Consider the following 16361-nt stretch of genomic DNA (forward strand, 5'->3'; position numbering starts at 1 on the left):
GACCCGGGCCAGACCCGGTCCCGGACCCCGGCCGGCCCCGGTTCCGGGCCGGAACCGGATCTGACCCGGTCGGACCCGGGTCAGACCTTGTCCGGCCCGAGGTCGGGGGCGTCCGTGAGCAGGGCACGTCCGGCGACACCGCCGTGCAGTTCCAGCAGGACAAGGTCGTTGGTCCCCGGACGCAGCACCGGCGCGGGCACGTACAGCGTGCGCTGCGGGCCCCGGTTCCAGTAGCGGCCGAGGGCGAAGCCGTTGACCCACGCCTGTCCCTTGGTCCAGCCGGGCAGCGCCAGGAAGGCGTCGGCGGGCTCCGTCACCTCGAACGTGCCGTGGTGGTAGGCCGGGGCGGCGGCCGGTCCGGTACCGGACGCCGTGAACGCCTCCGCGCCGGGCACACCGTGCGGCAGCGGACGGCATTCCCAGCCGTGCAGCACCGTCCTGTCGAAGGAGACCGGCCCGAGGAGGCCCTTGGGGTCCCCGATGTGCGGCCCGTAGTTGACCCCGCCCAGGTTCTCCACCAGGACGTCCAGCGTGGCGCCGGGGCGGGGCACGCGCACCGGCAGCGTCTCCTCGCCGCGCTCGCGCTCCAGCACGCCCGCCGGGGCACCGTCGACGAAGACCTGGGCCCGGTCGCCGACCCCGCCCTCGAAGCGCAGCAGTCCGTCACCGGCGGCGGGCACGGTGGTGCGGTACAGGGCCAGGCCGGACGCCTGTCCCAGCTCGTGCATCGCCAGCGGATCGTCACCGTACGCCGCCGCTCCCGACGCCACGGCGTACGGCAGCAGCGGCGCCCGCCGGTCCAGCTCCACCGGTGTGGACGGCAGTTTGGGGCCCGCGGCCGGGACGGGTTCGTCCGGCACCGGGGCGTGGCGGGCGATGACCTCGCGGAAGGCGTGGTACTTCGGCCCCGGGTCGCCGCACTCGGTGAGCGGGGCGTCGTAGTCGTACGAGGTGACGGTGGGGGCGTAGGCGTGGTGGTGGTTGGCGCCGTTGGTGAGGCCGAAGTTGGTGCCGCCGTGGAACATGTACAGGTTCACCGAGGCGCCCGCCGCCAGCAGCCGGTCCAGGTCGGCGGCGGCGTCGGCCGCGTCCCGCACGTGGTGCGGCCCGCCCCAGTGGTCGAACCAGCCGATCCAGAACTCGGCGCACATCAGCGGCCCTTCGCCCCGGTGGGCGCGGAGCGTGCCGAGCGACTCCTCGATCCGGCTGCCGAAGGTGCCGGTGGCGAGTACGCCCGGCAGGCTCCCGGCGGCCAGGTGGGCCGGGTCGGCCTGGTCGCAGGTGAACAGCAGTTCCTCGACGCCGCGCGCCCGCAGCCCCTCGGCGAGGTGCTTCAGGTACGCGGTGTCGTCGCCGTACGCTCCGTACTCGTTCTCCACCTGCACGGCGATGACGGGCCCGCCCGACGCGGCGAGGTGCGGCAGCAGCGGGGGCAGCAGCAGGTCGAGGTAGCGGTCGACGGCGGCGGTGAACCGGGGGTCGCCGCTGCGCAGCCGGATGTCCCGGTCCGCGGTGAGCCACGCGGGCAGCCCGCCCCCGTCCCACTCGGCGCAGATGTACGGACCGGGCCGCAGCAGCACCCGCAGCCCCTCCTCGCCGGCCAGCCGCAGGAAGCGCGGCAGGTCGAGGATGCCGTCGAGGTCGAGCGGGCCTTCCGGGTCCGGTTGGTGGAAATTCCACGGGACGTAGGTCTCCACCGTGTTGAGCCCCATCAGGCGGGCCTTGCGCAGTCGGTCGGCCCACTGCCGCGGATGGACCCGGAAGTAGTGCAGCGCACCGGAGATGATGCGGAACGGCTCGCCGTGGAGCAGGAATCCGTCGGACGTCGTCGTCAGGGCGGGCATACGGGGGTTCCCTTCGAGGGGGCGGGGCAGCGCGCGGGACCGAAATCGTGTTACCGGTAACATGACACCCGCCGACCGGGCTTGGGGTCAACCCCCGCGCTGGTTCCCCGGCGGCCGGCCCAACTCCTCGGCGGCCGGCGGACGGGGTGCGCCCCGGACAGGATTGCCGCCGCCCCGACCGGGTACGCGAGGCGGGACCGCGCCCGTGCCGATCACCACGAGGACGGGCGGCACACCGCCGCTACCAGGGAACCGCCATGGAGACTCCTGCGAACGACAACACCGCGACCCCCGCGCAGCGGGCGCTGGACACCCTCGCCGAGAACACCGCGGACACGGCGGCGCTCGACACGCTGGCGGGCAGCGAGGTGCTCGTACCGGTGCCGGACGACGCGAGCGACGAGGACGCCACCGGCGCGACCTCGCTGGCGCTGCCCGTGCTGGAACAGTCGGGCGGCGGGCAGGTGGTGCCCGTCTTCACTTCGGAGCTGGAGATGGCCGACCTGCTGCCGTTCGTCTCCCGGTACCGCCTGGTGCCGCTCGGCGCCCTCGCCGCGCAGTGGCCGGCCGACGACCTGTCCCTGTCCATCGACGCCGGCTCCGAGCACCGGCTCACCCTCACCTCGGACGGCGTCCGCACCCTGCTGGCGCGCCCCTGACCGAGCCCTACGGGCCGTCGTCGCCCAGCGTCCGGGCCAGCACCGCCCGCTGCAACGGCAGCGTCTCGGCGTGCAGGTCGCGGCCCTCGGGGGTCAGCGCCACCCACACGCCGCGGCGGTCCTCCAGGCAGACGGTGCGCCGCACCAGGCCGTCCCGCTCCAGCCGGGCGATCAGCCGGGACAGCGCGCTCTGGCTGAGATGGACCCGGCCGACGAGGTTCTGCACCCGGCAGTGGTCCCCCTCCTCGTGCGCGGTGGCGGCGAGGAGGTCGAGCACCTCGAAGTCGCTCGCACCGAGGCCGTAGGGGTGCAGGACCCGGTCGATCTCACAGGACGTGCGCGCGTGCACCGAGAGGATCTCCCGCCACCGGTCCTCCAGGCGCGCACCGACCGTCTTCGCTGCCATATCCGCATGGTAGTACCGGGCCGGGCCCGCACCCGCGGGACCGGAGCCGCCCACCGGCGGACCCGTCGCCGATATCATTCAAGTGTTCGATAAAGGGTGGTGGCGACCGGCCGGCCCGGCCCCGGCGCGGCCCGCGTTACGCTGGTCACCGGCCGCGCCCGCTCCCGCGCGGCGCGGCGGAGGGGCCCGCCGTACCCGAACCGCGGCACAGGCGCCGCCAACGGTCCCTGCTTGCGCACGAAGGCATCCATGCCGGCGAGTAGGAAGACGCACCACCTCATGACCAGCCCCTCATGACCGCACCCGAGACCGAGAGCGCCGCCGCGCCTCCCGCCGCCCCACCCCGGCCCGTCCGGAGCCAGCTGCCCGTGCTCGCCGCCGTGGCGCTCGGCGGGGGCACCGGAGCCGCCGCCCGTTACGCGGCCACCCTGGGCTGGCCGGCCGGGACCGGCGGCTTTCCCTGGACCGTCTTCTGGGTCAACGTGGCCGGCTGCGCCGTGATCGGCGTGTTCATGACCGTCACCGACGTGTGGCCCGTCCACCGCCTGCTGCGGCCCTTCTTCGGCACCGGGGTGCTCGGCGGCTTCACCACCTTCTCGACGTTCACCGTCGACTTCCGGCAGCTGGCCGGGACCGGGCACCTGCCCGTCGCCCTGGCCTACCTCGCCGCCACCCCGCTCGCGGCGCTCACCGCGGTCTGGCTCGCCGCCTCGGCGACCCGCCGGGTCCTGACGGTGACGGGCGGGCGGTCCTCGTGAACTGGCTGCTCGTCGTAGCGGGCGCCATGGTGGGCGCCCCGCTCCGCTACCTCACCGACCGCACGGTGCGCGCCCGGTACGGCTCGGCCCTGCCCTGGGGCACCTTCCTGGTCAACGTCGCCGGCTCGCTGATCCTCGGCCTGCTCACCGGCGCGGCCCTCACGGGCGCGGCGGGCCCCCGCCTCCAACTGCTGCTCGGCACCGGCCTGTGCGGCGCCCTCACCACGTACTCGACCTTCTCGTACGAGACGCTGCGGCTGGCGGAGGCCGGGGACGGCCGGCACGCCGTCGGCAATGTGCTGCTCAGCGTGGCGGCCGGCGTCGGCGCGGCGTTCGCGGGCGTCGCCCTGGGCCGGGCCCTCTGGGGCTGAGCCCCGCCCCCGCCGGTCACCGGGCGGCGCGCAGCGGCTCTCCGACGGCGCGCATGTGCCGCAGCGCCTCCCGGTGCGAGGCGAGCAGCCCCGTCTGGTGGTAGGGGACGCCCAGTTCGGCGCAGTACCGCTCGGTGATGTCCTGCGCCCGGGCCAGGGCGGGCGTCGGCATGCTGGGGAACAGGTGGTGCTCGATCTGGTAGTTGAGGCCGCCCATCAGCGCGTCGATGAACGCTCCGCCCCGGACGTTGCGGGAGGTGAGCACCTGACGGCGCAGGAAGTCCAGGCGCGTGCCCTCCTCGATCATCGGCATGCCCTTGTGGTTGGGCGCGAAGACCGAGCCCAGGTAGACCCCGAACAGGCCCTGGTGGACGGCGACGAAGACGAGCGCCTTGCCGGGGGAGAGGACCGTGAACAGCCCGCCGAAGTACAGCGCGAAGTGAGCGACCAGCAGCGTGCCCTCCAGCACCGGCCGCTTCATGGACGGACCGCGCAGCGCCTTGAAGCTGTTGAAACTCAGGTTGAGGCCTTCGAGGGTCAGCAGCGGGAAGAACAGCGCGGCCTGGTGCTTCCCGACGAACCGCGCGATCCCCTCGGCCTGCCGCGCCTGCCGCCGGCTCCAGACCAGGATGTCGGGGGAGACGTCCGGGTCCTTCTCCTCGTGGTTGGGATGGGCGTGATGGCGCGTGTGCTTGTTCATCCACCAGCCGTAACTCATGCCGAGCAGCAGGTCGGCGGTGAGCAGACCGCCGGCCTCGCTGGGGCGCCGGCGGGAGAACACCTGGCGGTGGGCGAGGTCGTGGGCGGCCAGTCCGAGCTGGCCGAAGACGACGGCCAGGGCGACGGCGACGAACATCTGCCCCCAGCTGTCACCCAGCGCCAGGAACGCCGCCACGCACCCCGCGAGCGCGGCTCCCACCGCACCGAAACGCACCGTGTAGTACAGCGGGCGCCGCCGCAGCAGTCCCGCATCGGTGATACGGCGGGAGAGTTCGGCGAAATCACTGCCCCGTTCCCGGTCCCGCGCGGGCCGGCGTATGGACGTGTTGTCTGTGCGCACCGTCGTGGGCGCCGTCGGATCGACCATGTACTTCAGTATGTGAACGGCCACGCGGCAGCAGAATGATGTTGGCCCCCGAGCCCGGACGGTGCTCACCCCCGGGCGGGGGTGGGGCTGCCCCCACCCCCGGCGGCACCGCGGCCACCGGGGCGGGATCGCCCGGCGGTCACCCGCAGTCCCCCGGGCGGAGGGCGGCGCGTCGATTCCCGGCCACCCGGCGCCGACATGCTGCCCGCGTGCTGCCCGTCGTCCTCTCCGCCGACCTCCGCCGCTGCCGGTTGCTCGGCCTGGCCGGTACCGCCGCCCTCGCGACGGGCGGTGAGACGGCCGGTGCCCTGCCCGTGCGGGAGCTGCTCGCCCCCGCCTCCGGTGGCGCCGCCCTCGGCCTGGTCGCCGTCTACTTCGGCATCGTCCTGCTGATCGCGGCCTGGGCCCTGCTCGGACGTCTGGTGAGCGGCCCCGAGCCGCCGGCGCCGCGCGCCCTGCTGCTGGTCCTGGCGCTCTGGTCGGCACCGCTGCTGCTCGCCCCGCCGCTGTTCAGCCGGGACGTCTACAGCTACCTCGCGCAGGGCGCCATGGCCGACGCGGGCATCGACGTGTACACCCACGGCCCGGCCCGCCTCGGCGGACCGCTCGCCGACGAGGTCGCGCCGCTGTGGCAGCACACCAGCGCCCCGTACGGGCCGGTGTTCATCGGCGTCTCCGCCCTCCTGTCCGCCCTGACCCGCGGCGAACTCCAGGCGGGCGTCGCCGGGATGCGGCTGGTCGCGCTGGCCGGCGTCGCGCTGATGGCGCTCGCCCTGGCCCGGCTCGCCCGGCACAGCGGCGCCGACCCGGCCGCCGCGCTGTGGCTCGGCGCGCTCAACCCGCTGGTCCTGCTCCACCTGGTGGCCGGCGCCCACAACGACGCCGTCATGCTCGGGCTGCTCGGCGCCGGCCTGGTCGCCGCGCTGGGCCGGTGGCCCGCCGCCGGGGCCGCGCTGGTCACTCTGGCCGCCCTGGTCAAGGCGCCCGCCGCGCTGGGGCTCGCCGCCGTCGTCGTCCTCCGGATCCGCGCGGGCCGCCGCCCGGCGCGCGCCCTGCTGACGACCGCCCTCACGGCCGCGGCCACCACCGTCGCCGCCACCGCCGTGACCGGCACCGGATACGGCTGGACCGCCGCCCTCGACACCCCCGTCTCGACCGGCAACTGGGCCCTGACGACCCTCCTCGGCAGCGCCACCCGCGACCTCCTGGAGGGCGTCGGCAGCGGCCTCGCCCACCTGGCCGTCCCCGCCTGGCACACCCTCGGCCTGGCGTGTGCCGCCGTCGCCGTACTCGTGGTCTGGCTCCGGCTGCGGCACCGCCCGGTGTACGCCGTGGGCCTCAGCCTCGCCGTCGTCGCCGCCCTCGGCCCGGCGATCCGCCCCTGGTACGCCCTGTGGGGCCTCTATCTGATCGCCGCCGCCGCGCCCGCCCCCGTACGGCACCGCGCGGCGGCCGTGGCCGGGGTGCTGGCCCTGGCCACCCTGCCCGGCGGCGGACCGGCGGACGCGGGCCAGCTGGCCCTGGCCGTGTGCGGCGGCGTCCTCGCCGCGGTCGTGCTGTGGCAGGCCCACCAGTTCCGGCAGGCCAGGCCGGCCCCGGCGCTGGACCCGGTCGGATGAGGCAGCCGTCCACCGACCGCGGCCGGCTGGTCCTGGTCCTGGCCCTGGCCGCCGCCGTGACCGTCTTCACCGCGACGGTGCCCCTGCTGCGCGACTGGTTCGACCTGCGCGTCTACCACGGCACCGTGGACAGCTGGATCCACCACGGCGGCCGGATCTACGACTACCGGGTGCCCGGCACGGCGTACGGCTTCACCTACCCGCCGTTCGCGGCCCTCGCCATGCTGCCGATGGCGCTGCTCGGCCTGTCCGCCGCGGTCGTCGTCTGTCTGCTGCTGGACCTGATCGCCCTCACGGCGGTGCTGCGCATCCTGGCGGACGGCGCCCGGCGGCGGCCGGGCGTCTACGGCTGGGCCCTGACCGTCTGCCTGCTCGCCCTGTTCGAGCCGCTGCGCGACACCGTCAGCTTCGGCCAGGTCAACCTGATCCTGCTGGCCCTCGTGCTCACCGACGGATGGCTGCTGGCCACCGGGCGCGGACGGTGGGCGGGTGTCGGCATCGGCCTCGCCGCGGCCGTCAAGCTCACCCCCGCGCTCTTCATCGGCCTGCTGCTGCTCGCCCGGCGCTGGCGGGCGGCCGGGGTCGCGACGGCCGTGGCCGCCGGGGCGACCGCGCTGGCCGCCTGGGCGGTGCCGGACGCCTCCCGCTTCTACTGGACCCACGCGATGTGGGACACCACCCGCGTCGGCCGCCTCGACTACGTCTCCAACCAGTCCCTCCAAGGGGTGCTGGCCAGACTCGGCGAATTGGACCGGGCGGTGTGGGCGGCGGCGGTGCTGCTGGTCCTCGGCGTGTGGGCCCGGCGGACCCGGCGGGCGCTGGCCGCGGCGGACTGGACGGCGGCCTTCGCCCTGACCGGACTGGCCGCGTGCCTGGTCAGCCCGGTCACCTGGGTGCACCACCTGGTGTGGCTGCTGCCGTCCTTCGCGGTGCTGCTGCGCACCGGACACCCGCGCGTCGCGGGCGCCCTGTACGCGGTGCTGTGCACCAGCGTGGTGTGGCTGTGGACCGACGACGCCTCGGGCGTGGCCGGCTTCCTCGGCGGCAACGCCTACGTCTGGATCACCCTCGGCCTGCTGCTGGCGCTGCCGGCCGGTCATTCCTCGCCCGGACGGCCCGCCACCCGCCGCAGCACCAGCGCCACCGCGCCCGCGCCGAACCCGGCCGCGGCCGTGACCGCCCCGGTCTCCGCCCAGCCCGGCCCGTCCTCGGCCGGCGCCGCCACCGCGACCGGTTCGGCCGACGGCTCCGGTCCCGGCCGCGACCGCGCGCGGGGGGCGTCCAGCGAGCCCACCGGATCGACCCGCCCGGCCGACGCGAACCCCCAGTCCAGCAGCGAGCGCGCCTCCTCGTACACGGCGAAGGCGCCGCCTTCCTGAGGGTTCATCACCGTCACCAGCAGGGTCCGTCCGTCGCGCCGGGCGGCGGCGACGAGGGTGTGCCCGGCGCCGCTGGTGTAGCCGTTCTTGACGCCGACCAGCCCCGGGTACGCGGCGACCCCGTCCGCGCCGGTCAGCAGCCGGTTGGTGTTCTCGATCGGGTACACGTCTCCGCCGCCGCCCGGGAAGAGGGCAGCGGCCCGGGCGCAGTACCGGGCGAACTCCGGGTTGCGCAGCCCCGCCCGGCCGAACAGCGTCAGGTCGAAGGCGGACGAGACCTGGCCCGGCGCGTCATAGCCGTCGGGCGAGCGCACCTCCGTGTCGCGGGCGCCCAGCGCGCGGGCCTTGGCCTGCATCCGGGCGGCCGCCTCGCGCCAGCCGCCGCTGAGCGCGGCCAGCACGTGCACGGCGTCGTTGCCGGAGTTGAGGAACACCCCGTTCCACAGGTCGGCGACCCGGTAGGTACGCCCCTCGGCGACCCCGACCAGGCTGCTGCCGGGGCCGACCCGGGCCAGTTCCTCGGGACGCACCTCGTGGCGGATGCCGCCCGGCAGCACGGGCAGCACCGTGAGGGCGAACAGCGTCTTCAGGGTGGAGGCGGGCGGCAGCCTGCGGTGCGCGTCGTGCGCGGCCAGCACATCGCCGCTGCCGGCGTCGGCCACCACCCAGGACAGACCGGAGACATCGGGGAGCCCCGGCGCCCCGGGGCGCGGGCGGACCTGGGTGCCGGAGCGGTACAGCAGGCCCGGCTGCGGTGCCACCGCCCGGGGTCCGGCGGCCGGGCCGGGGTCCGGCGGCCGGGTGCGGACCGCCGCCGCGGCGGGCGCCAGGGCCAGCAGCCCCAACGCGCAGAGTGCGCATCCGGACAGGGCCAGCCGGGATGAGAATCCGATAGTCATACCGCAAACGTAGGAATGGGTCGGCCCGGCGCCCCGCTGCCAGGGCCGAGTGGCCGGGGACTGGCACCCGGATGCCGCACGGGCGGCGAGGTGAGGAGCGGCGGACCGTCAGCCGGTGGCGGGCAGCGTCGGCTGGACGCGGCGCAGGAAGGCGGCGTTGTCCGGCGTCTCGCGCATGCGCTCGATGAGCGTCTCCAGGCCGCCGTGTCCGTCCCGCGAACGCAGCGCCCGCCGCAGCCCCGCCACGGCCGTCAACTCGGCCGGGGACAGCAGCAGTTCCTCCCGCCGGGTGCCGGAGCCGTCGATGTCCACGGCCGGGAAGAGGCGGCGGGAGGCCGGCTCACGGCTCAGCCGCAGTTCCATGTTGCCGGTGCTCTTGAGCTCCTCGAAGAAGAACTCGTCGGCCCGGGAACCGGTCTCCACCAGCGCGGTGGCGAGGATGGTGAGCGAGCCGCCCTCCTCGGCCTGCCGGGCGGCGCCGAAGAAGCGCTTGGGTCCGGTCAGCGAGCCCGCGTCGACACCGCCGCTGAGGGTGCGGCCGCCCGGACCGGCGGCGTTGTTGTGCGCCCGGCACAGCCGGGTCAGCGAGTCGAGCAGGACGACGACGTCCTCACCGGCCTCGACGAGCCGTTTGGCCCGTTCGATCACCAGCTCGGCCAGGGCGATGTGCTGCTTGGGCGTCCGGTCGAAGGTCGAGGCGTAGACCTCGCCACGCACCGAGCGCCGCATGTCGGTGACCTCCTCGGGCCGCTCGTCGAGCAGCAGGACCATCAGCCGGCACTCGGGGTGGTTGCCGGTCACGGCGGCCGCGATCTGCTGGAGGAGTACGGTCTTGCCGGTCTTCGGCGGGGCCACGAGCAGACCGCGCTGCCCCTTCCCGACCGGGGCCAGCAGGTCCAGGACGCGTCCGGCGAGACCCGCCGCCGGGTGTTCGAGGCGCAGCCGCTGGTGCGGGTGGAGCGGCGTCAGATCGGCGAAGTGCCGGCGCGCGGCCGGCCGTTGCGGGGTACGGCCGTTGATCCGGACGACGTCGGTCAGGGTGCGCCGGTCGCCGTGTACGCCTTCGACGAGATCGCCCTTGCGCAGTCCGTACCGGCGGATCAGCGCGGTGGGGAGCTGCACGTCCGCGGGGGTGGGCAGCAGACCGGCGGTGCGCAGGTGGCCCTTGCCGCCCGTGTCCAGGTCGAGGACGCCGCTGACGGTCTCGGCCGGGGCCTGCTGGACGGGAGGGTGTTCGATCGTGGTGGTCATGAGGGGTCCTTTCGAGGACGGTGAACGAGACGAGCGCGTGGGGAGGGGGGAGAGGCCGTGCGGGCCGGGCCCAGAGGGCATGCCTGCGGACGGCGGGAAACAGCACCTCGGCGACGACGGGAGGACCCGCTCGCGGGGTGGTGTGGAAAAGCCGACGCTCCGAACGGAACGGACGGGAGGTCTCGGCGAACCGAGAGAAGAACGGCACCGGCGCCTCGCAGGAAAGGGAGGCGTGCACGTGTGCTGAGTACATCGTACCACTACCGGCGAGGCACCGCTAGGCTGACCCGATGTCCCGCCCCGAGGCTCCCACCCTGCGTGAACTCGCCGTCCAGGCACTGTCGTCGGTCGAGCACGGCTACGACCTGCTGGCCCCGAAGTTCGACCACACCCCGTACCGCACCTCACAACGGGTGCTCGACGCCGTGGCCTCCGCGCTGCTGCCGCTGGGCCCCTTCGAGGCGGGCCTGGACCTGTGCTGCGGCACCGGCGCGGGCATGGACGTCCTGGCCCGCCTGTGCCGCGGGAGCGCCACGGGCGTCGACTTCAGCGCGGGCATGCTGGAGGTGGCCCGGCGGCCGGTCCGCCCCGCCGGGCCGACGGTCTCCTGGGTCCGCGCCGACGCCCGCGCCCTGCCGTTCACCGAGGCGTTCGACCTCGTGGTGAGCTTCGGCGCGTTCGGCCACTTCCTGCCCCGGGAACTGCCGGGACTGTTCGACCAGGTGTACTCCGCGCTGCGGCCGGGCGGCTGCTTCGCCTTCCCGCTCGGAGCACCGCCGCGGCCGGGCTCCCGGGCCTACTGGGCGCTGCTCGGCTTCGACGCGGCGATGCGGGTGCGCAACGCCGTGTGGCGACCGCCGTTCGTCATGTACTACCGGACCTTCCGGCTCGGCGACGTGCGCCGGGAACTGGTCCGGGCCGGGTTCCAGGTCGACCTGCGGCCCCTGCCGGGCTCCGGGCGGCGGCCCGACGGCGCTCCGCGCGCCCGCCTGGTCACCGCCCGCAGACCCTGACGGTCAGAGCCGGCCGCTCAGCCAGCGCACCTTGGCGGCCTCCTGGAAGGGACCGCCGCCCTCGTGGTCGTTGAACTCGTAGACCTCGATGTCCTTGTCCTCGTGGGCCCAGGCGTTGAAGGCCGCGAACACCGTCGAGGGCGGGCAGGTCATGTCCTCCAGCGCCGCCGAGAACAGCGCGGGGGCCCGGCCGCGGGCCGCGAAGTGCACCCCGTCGAAGTAGGACAGCGTCCGCCGGACGTCCTGGGCGCGGCCCCGGTGCGTCTTCAGGTACAGGCCGATCTCCCGGTAGGGGTGCCGGTCGGTGAGCGTGGTCGCGCGCGGGAAGTCGCACAGGAACGGCACGTCGGGCGCGACCGCCGTCAGGTCCGGCACCAGACCGCCCACGGCGACGGTGATGCCGCCGCCCTGGCTGGCGCCGAGGACGACGGTGCGCGCGGCGTCGGTCAGCGGGTGCGAGCGGGCCGCCTCGACGGCGCGCACCGCGTCCGTGTACACCCGGCGGTAGTAGTAGTTCTCCGGCGCGTCTATGCCCTTGGTCATGAACCCCGGGTACGCGGGGGCGCCGCCGACGGGATCGGCCGTACCGCCTCCGCCGCCCCAGCCGCTGCCCTGGCCGCGGGTGTCCATCACGAAGTGCGCCCGGCCGGTGGCGGCCCACAGCAGGTGCTCGTGCGGCAGGCCGCGTCCGCCGCCGTAGCCGATGTACTCGACGACCAGCGGCAGCGGCTCCTCGGCGTCGGCGGGCAGGTTCAGCCAGCCCTTCACCGGGTGGCCGCCGAACCCGGCGAACGTCACGTCGTACGTCCGTACCGTGGTCAGCCCCGTGTCGACCGGCTCGAAGCGGGCGTCCAGGTCGTGTTCGCGGGACTCCTGGAGCGTCTTGCTCCAGAACGCGTCGAAGTCCTCCGGCTCGGGCGCCGCGCTGCGGTAGTCGCGTAGTTCGTCGAGCGGAAGGTCGAACAGGGCCATCGAGAACCGCCTTTGGGTGAGGGACGGCGCCGGACCGTCCGGATGATCACACCGTACGTGAGTGATCGGAGGACTCGCCAGATCCTGGCCGAAAACTGCCCTCGCCGACGCCGCTGCAGGAGGACTGGCGTCAGGTATCTCCGCTGGTCACGCGCTTCCTGCGGGAATCCGACGTGCCGGGAGGGGGACCTCGATGGGGAAGGTGATCGGATCAGGCGTCGCGGTGCGACCACTGAGGTTCGGCGCGGGCCCAGGCGCGGTCCCACTCCGCCAGCCGGTGCCGCAGCGCCACCCGGCGTACCGCGCAGTGCCCCAGGAGGACCACCGCCGCCGAGCCCGCCGTGGCGCACGCGCCCATGGTGGCCGCGTGCCGCCAGACCGTGGCACCGTCGGCCGGCGGCGGCACGCCCCGGCCCCGCGTGTCGAGCCACACGGTCACGGTCTCGCCGCGCCGGGTCTCGGCCGGCAGCCGTGCAGAGGTGGTCCGCGGTGCCTCGCCCGGTTCGCTCCAGCGCACGGTGGCCCGGTAGGAGTGCTGCCCGCCGGACTGCACCGACGGCAGCGTCTCGGGGGTCGTGCCGACCACCTCGGCGCGTACCTGCCGGCGCTCGGCCCGCTGCTCGGCGGCGACCGCCCGCGCCTGGCCGTGCGCCCACCACGCCGTGGCCGCTCCCAGCGCCGGGGCTCCCACCAGCAGCAGTACGGCCACGACCAGGACCGTCCACGCCTCGATCACGTCCGACCGGCGCCGCAGCGGATTGCGCCGCCAGCGCCAGCCGCGCACCCGGGTTCGCATCTCGTCCTCCTCGCCGTCGCCGCGGCCGGAGGACCGGACGGCCGGCCGCACGGCTTCCCGGGCCGCCGGTCCCTCGGCGTCCCGCCCGCGTACGAGTACCCGTACGGTTCTGGTACCCCGTCCGGCCGGTCCCGCTCACCGCGCCGCCCGCCACGCCGGACGGCCGCTCCGCGCCGCCGCTCAGGTGCCCAGCCGCGGGACGGGAAAACGCGGCCGGAAAGCACAGGCGGCGTTCTTCGGGGTGCGGCTCAGCCGAAGCGCTCGATACGGATCCGGTCGACCGGCTGCCCGGACGCCACCAGCAGCCGCGAGGCGTGCTCGGCGAAGGAGTTGGACCCGCACACGTACGCCTCCCAGCCACCGGCCGGCCGCTCGGCCAGCAGCGGCGCCAGGTGCGCGGCCGTCAGCCGGCCCACGGGCGTCCCCTGCGGCGCGGACCGGGTGAACACCCGCGTCGTCTCCGCGCCGTACTCCCGCGCGTAGAGCAGGTCCTCGGGACTGCGCGCGGACACCACCAGCCGCAGCGGCACCGACAGGTTCCGCGCCCGGTGGTGCCGCACCATCGACATCAGCGGTACGACGCCGGAACCGGCGCCGATCAGCAGCGCGGGCCGGTCGCCCGGCCAGGCGAAGAACCCGCTCAGCGGTCCGCGCACCGCCACCTGGTCACCGGGCCGGGCCACCGTGTGGAACCAGCCGGAGACCTCGCCGTCCGCCACCCGGTCCAGGGTCAGCTCGATGTGCCCGGAGCCGTCCGGCGCCGAGGCCAGGGAGTAGTGGCGCTGGGCCGTGTACCCGTCCTCGGCGGTGAGCCGCAGCAGCAGGTGCTGACCGGGCAGATGACCGGCCCAGCCGGGCACCGCGAACCGGAACGTGGCCGCGCGCGGCGTCTCCCGGCGGATCTCGGTGAGCGTGGCGGTCTGCCAGCGGGCCGCGACCTGCTCGTCCACGGCGATCCGCCCGGGCACGGCGAACCGCGTGCGCGGCACGGGGGAGACGGCCTGCTCAGTCACCGGAGTACCTCTGTTCCTCCCACGGGTTGCCGCGCGCGTGGTAGCCGTTGCCCTCCCAGAAGCCCGGCTCCTCGTGGTCGAGCAGTTCCAGGCCCGCGACCCACTTCACGCTCTTCCAGAAGTACAGGTGGGGCACGATCAGCCGGGCCGGCCCGCCGTGCTCGGGGGCGAGCGGCCGGCCGTCGGACGACCAGACGATCCAGGCGCGCCCGCCCGTCAGGTCGGCGAGCGGCAGGTTCGCCGTGTAGCCGGTGTGCGCGTAGGCCACGGCGTGCGTGGCGGACGGCAGCGGACCGGCCGCCGCCAGGAAGGCGTCCAGGGACACGCCCTCGAACCGCATCCCGAACTTCGACCAGCCCGTCACACAGTGGATGTCACCCTCGTACGCCGCTTCGGGCAGCTCATGGGCCTGATCCCAGCTCCAGACGCGGGGCTCGGCCACCAGTCCGCCGACGCGGAAGGACCAGTCGGCGGCGGCCAGGTCGGGGGTGACCTCGGCGGACAGCACGGGCCAGTCGTCGCGCGCGTCGTACTGGCCGGGCGGCAGCCCCGGACGGACGGCGCGCGGGCGTCCGGTGAAGCCTCGGGTGATGTTCATGCGGTGGTGCCTTTCGGGCCGCCGGGGGCGGCGGCGTGCGAACCGTACGGAAGTCCTCCACAGTACGGGGCCGGGGCAGGGGACTACGTGTCCGGGCCGGGACGCCGGTGGGGCGCGGGCCACGCGTTGTACCGCGCCAGGTAGCGGGCGAACCGGACGAGGTCCTCCTCCGGCCAGTCCGCGAGACGTTCCCGGAACGCCGTACGGCGGCTCTCGGTGACCTGGGCCAGGATGCGCCGGCCCGCTTCCGTCAGGTGCAGGACCTGCACCCGGGCGTCGTCGGGGTCCGGGCGCCGCTCGACGAGGCCGGTCCGTTCCAGGGCGGCCACCTGGCGGCTGACGGTGGACTTGTCCAGCGCGTAGTGCGCGGCCAGGTCCGTGGCCCGGCAGCCGTCCCGCTCCTCCAGGTGCCCGAGCAGGGTGTACGACACCAGCGACAGCTCGGGATGCATACGGCCCGCCGAGGCGCGGGCCCGCCGGGCGAAGGCCGTCAGCTCCCGGTGGATGATCTCCTCGGCTTCGCCCGCCCCGGAAGCGGGGGTCGTCTCCTCGGGCCTGTCGGGTGCTGTCACGGGACCTCCTCCACTTACTTGGTTGCATCATACAACTTGATAAAGGGTGCCGGTGGGGTAGTGTGACCGACGGCCGCGGACCGTCCCGGCCGTCGTGGACCGAGGAGGTGGGACCCATCACCGCTGTGTCGGCGCGGGCGTTCTCATCTCTCGGCAGCCGGGTCACCCCCGGCAGGTGACCGCGAGAGCGCCCTTCGGTACCCGAAAGGCTTCTCGTCCTTCATGTCCTCACCGTCTTCTCCTTCCTCTCCCGCCCTTCCTCCCTCCCGTGACCGGATCGTGGCCGCGCTGCGCGCCGCGGGCTGTGTCTTCGCCGAGGACGAGGCGGAGCTGATCCTCTCCGCCGCCCGCACCCCTGACGAGATCAGCGCCCTGGTGGACCTCCGTGTCACCGGCCTTCCGCTCGAACTCGTCGTCGGCTGGGCCGAGTTCCGCGGTCTGCGGATAGCCGTGGAACCCGGTGTCTTCGTCCCCCGCCGCCGCACCGAGTTCCTCGTCGGCCAGGCCCTGGCGCACGCCCCGGACGCCTCCGTCGTCGTCGACCTGTGCTGCGGCTCGGGCGCGGTCGGCGCCGCCCTGGCCGCCGGGCTCGACGCCCCGGAGGTGCACGCCGCCGACATCGACCCGGCCGCGGTGCGCTGCGCCCGCCGCAACCTCGCCGCGGCCGGCGGCCGGGTGTACGCGGGGGACCTGTTCGAGGCGCTGCCCGCCGCGCTGCGGGGCCGCGTCGACCTCCTCGCGGCCAACGTGCCGTACGTCCCTACCGCGGAGGTTCCCCTGCTGCCCGCCGAGGCCCGCGACCACGAGCCCCCGCTCGCCCTGGACGGCGGTGCCGACGGGCTCGACGTGCTGCGCCGGGTCGCCGAGGGTGCCGGGCGCTGGCTCGCCCCCGGCGGCTGCCTCCTGGCCGAGACGAGCGAACGCCAGGCCCCCGCCGCCCTCGACGTCCTCACCCGCGCCGGTCTGACGGCCCGGCTGGCGGTGTCCGAGGAGCTGTACGCCCATGTGGTGATGGGGGTGCGGGGCTAGCCGCGCACCCGCTCACGGAGGCGGCAGGGCGGTGGTAGGGGGGGCGGTAGGGGTGGAGCAGGGGTGGCCGGGGCCGAGGTTGGTCTGTACATGAC

The 16361-nt window shown here is 74.9% G+C and carries 16 protein-coding genes and 1 pseudogene; 7 read left to right on the forward strand and 10 right to left on the reverse strand.

The genetic code is table 11. The features are described 5' to 3' along the window. Window positions 1-80: 80 nt before the first annotated feature. Window positions 81-1844, reverse strand: a complete 1764-nt coding sequence (locus J7I94_RS29080) for a beta-galactosidase family protein (protein ID WP_215171739.1) — start codon at window positions 1842-1844, stop codon at window positions 81-83. Window positions 1845-2101: 257 nt separating this feature from the next. Here J7I94_RS29080 and J7I94_RS29085 point away from each other — a divergent pair, with 257 nt between their 5' ends. Further along, window positions 2102-2503 carry an SseB family protein gene (locus J7I94_RS29085; protein WP_215171741.1) on the forward strand — a complete coding sequence of 134 codons (402 nt, stop codon included), beginning with the start codon at window positions 2102-2104 and terminating at the stop codon, window positions 2501-2503. Window positions 2504-2510: 7 nt separating this feature from the next. Here J7I94_RS29085 and J7I94_RS29090 read toward each other — a convergent pair whose 3' ends face one another. Then, window positions 2511-2909, reverse strand: coding sequence for a MarR family winged helix-turn-helix transcriptional regulator (locus J7I94_RS29090; RefSeq protein ID WP_215171743.1), 399 nt, complete (start codon window positions 2907-2909; stop codon window positions 2511-2513). Window positions 2910-3202: 293 nt separating this feature from the next. Here J7I94_RS29090 and J7I94_RS29095 point away from each other — a divergent pair, with 293 nt between their 5' ends. Beyond that, the gene (locus tag J7I94_RS29095; protein ID WP_215171746.1) at window positions 3203-3667 is read left to right on the forward strand and encodes a CrcB family protein; all 465 of its coding nucleotides are present in this window, start codon (window positions 3203-3205) and stop codon (window positions 3665-3667) included. After that, window positions 3664-4038 carry a fluoride efflux transporter CrcB gene (gene crcB / locus J7I94_RS29100; protein ID WP_215171748.1) on the forward strand — a complete coding sequence of 125 codons (375 nt, stop codon included), beginning with the start codon at window positions 3664-3666 and terminating at the stop codon, window positions 4036-4038. Before J7I94_RS29095 ends, crcB begins: the two co-directional genes overlap by 4 nt. Before the next feature lie 16 nt (window positions 4039-4054). On the opposite strand, the gene J7I94_RS29105 is transcribed toward crcB, so the two are convergent. Then, on the reverse strand, window positions 4055-5125 hold the full coding sequence (locus tag J7I94_RS29105) for an acyl-CoA desaturase (RefSeq protein ID WP_215171751.1): 1071 nt from the start codon (window positions 5123-5125) through the stop codon (window positions 4055-4057). 209 nt (window positions 5126-5334) lie between these two features. Here J7I94_RS29105 and mptB point away from each other — a divergent pair, with 209 nt between their 5' ends. Together mptB and J7I94_RS39285 are read left to right on the forward strand one after the other, a co-directional pair. Next, window positions 5335-6744, forward strand: a complete 1410-nt coding sequence (mptB, locus tag J7I94_RS29110; RefSeq protein WP_374198435.1) for a polyprenol phosphomannose-dependent alpha 1,6 mannosyltransferase MptB — start codon at window positions 5335-5337, stop codon at window positions 6742-6744. Beyond that, window positions 6741-8123: a glycosyltransferase family 87 protein gene (locus J7I94_RS39285; RefSeq protein WP_306522559.1), complete on the forward strand. Its 1383-nt coding sequence runs from the start codon at window positions 6741-6743 to the stop codon at window positions 8121-8123. Before mptB ends, J7I94_RS39285 begins: the two co-directional genes overlap by 4 nt. Window positions 8124-8182: 59 nt before the next feature. On the opposite strand, the pseudogene J7I94_RS29115 reads toward J7I94_RS39285, so the two are convergent. Then, window positions 8183-9022: pseudogene (locus J7I94_RS29115) on the reverse strand (D-alanyl-D-alanine carboxypeptidase family protein); the annotation flags it as partial. Between the two features lie 108 nt (window positions 9023-9130). Beyond that, the gene (rho, locus tag J7I94_RS29120) at window positions 9131-10273 is read right to left on the reverse strand and encodes a transcription termination factor Rho (RefSeq protein WP_215171755.1); all 1143 of its coding nucleotides are present in this window, start codon (window positions 10271-10273) and stop codon (window positions 9131-9133) included. A 290-nt stretch (window positions 10274-10563) separates the two neighbouring features. Here rho and J7I94_RS29125 point away from each other — a divergent pair, with 290 nt between their 5' ends. Beyond that, window positions 10564-11286: a class I SAM-dependent methyltransferase gene (locus tag J7I94_RS29125; protein ID WP_215171757.1), complete on the forward strand. Its 723-nt coding sequence runs from the start codon at window positions 10564-10566 to the stop codon at window positions 11284-11286. Window positions 11287-11289: 3 nt separating this feature from the next. On the opposite strand, the gene J7I94_RS29130 is transcribed toward J7I94_RS29125, so the two are convergent. From J7I94_RS29130 to J7I94_RS29150, 5 genes are all read right to left on the reverse strand, one after another. After that, window positions 11290-12258: an acetylxylan esterase gene (locus J7I94_RS29130; RefSeq protein ID WP_215171759.1), complete on the reverse strand. Its 969-nt coding sequence runs from the start codon at window positions 12256-12258 to the stop codon at window positions 11290-11292. A 211-nt stretch (window positions 12259-12469) separates the two neighbouring features. Then, window positions 12470-13054, reverse strand: coding sequence for a hypothetical protein (locus tag J7I94_RS29135; RefSeq protein WP_215171761.1), 585 nt, complete (start codon window positions 13052-13054; stop codon window positions 12470-12472). 248 nt (window positions 13055-13302) lie between these two features. After that, window positions 13303-14067, reverse strand: coding sequence for a ferredoxin reductase (locus tag J7I94_RS29140; RefSeq protein WP_308114737.1), 765 nt, complete (start codon window positions 14065-14067; stop codon window positions 13303-13305). Continuing rightward, window positions 14060-14665, reverse strand: a complete 606-nt coding sequence (locus tag J7I94_RS29145; protein WP_215171763.1) for a sulfite oxidase-like oxidoreductase — start codon at window positions 14663-14665, stop codon at window positions 14060-14062. The genes J7I94_RS29140 and J7I94_RS29145 overlap by 8 nt, the downstream gene beginning before the upstream one ends. Before the next feature lie 83 nt (window positions 14666-14748). Continuing rightward, complete coding sequence (locus J7I94_RS29150) at window positions 14749-15237, reverse strand: MarR family winged helix-turn-helix transcriptional regulator (RefSeq protein WP_308114739.1); 489 nt, start codon at window positions 15235-15237, stop codon at window positions 14749-14751. 222 nt (window positions 15238-15459) lie between these two features. Between J7I94_RS29150 and J7I94_RS29155 the strand changes: the two genes are divergently transcribed. Continuing rightward, window positions 15460-16266 (forward strand): putative protein N(5)-glutamine methyltransferase, encoded by an 807-nt coding sequence (locus J7I94_RS29155; RefSeq protein ID WP_215171765.1) that lies wholly within the window; start codon window positions 15460-15462, stop codon window positions 16264-16266. Window positions 16267-16361: the final 95 nt, after the last annotated feature.

The organism is Streptomyces sp. ISL-12 (genome assembly GCF_018614415.1).
GTDB lineage: Bacteria > Actinomycetota > Actinomycetes > Streptomycetales > Streptomycetaceae > Streptomyces.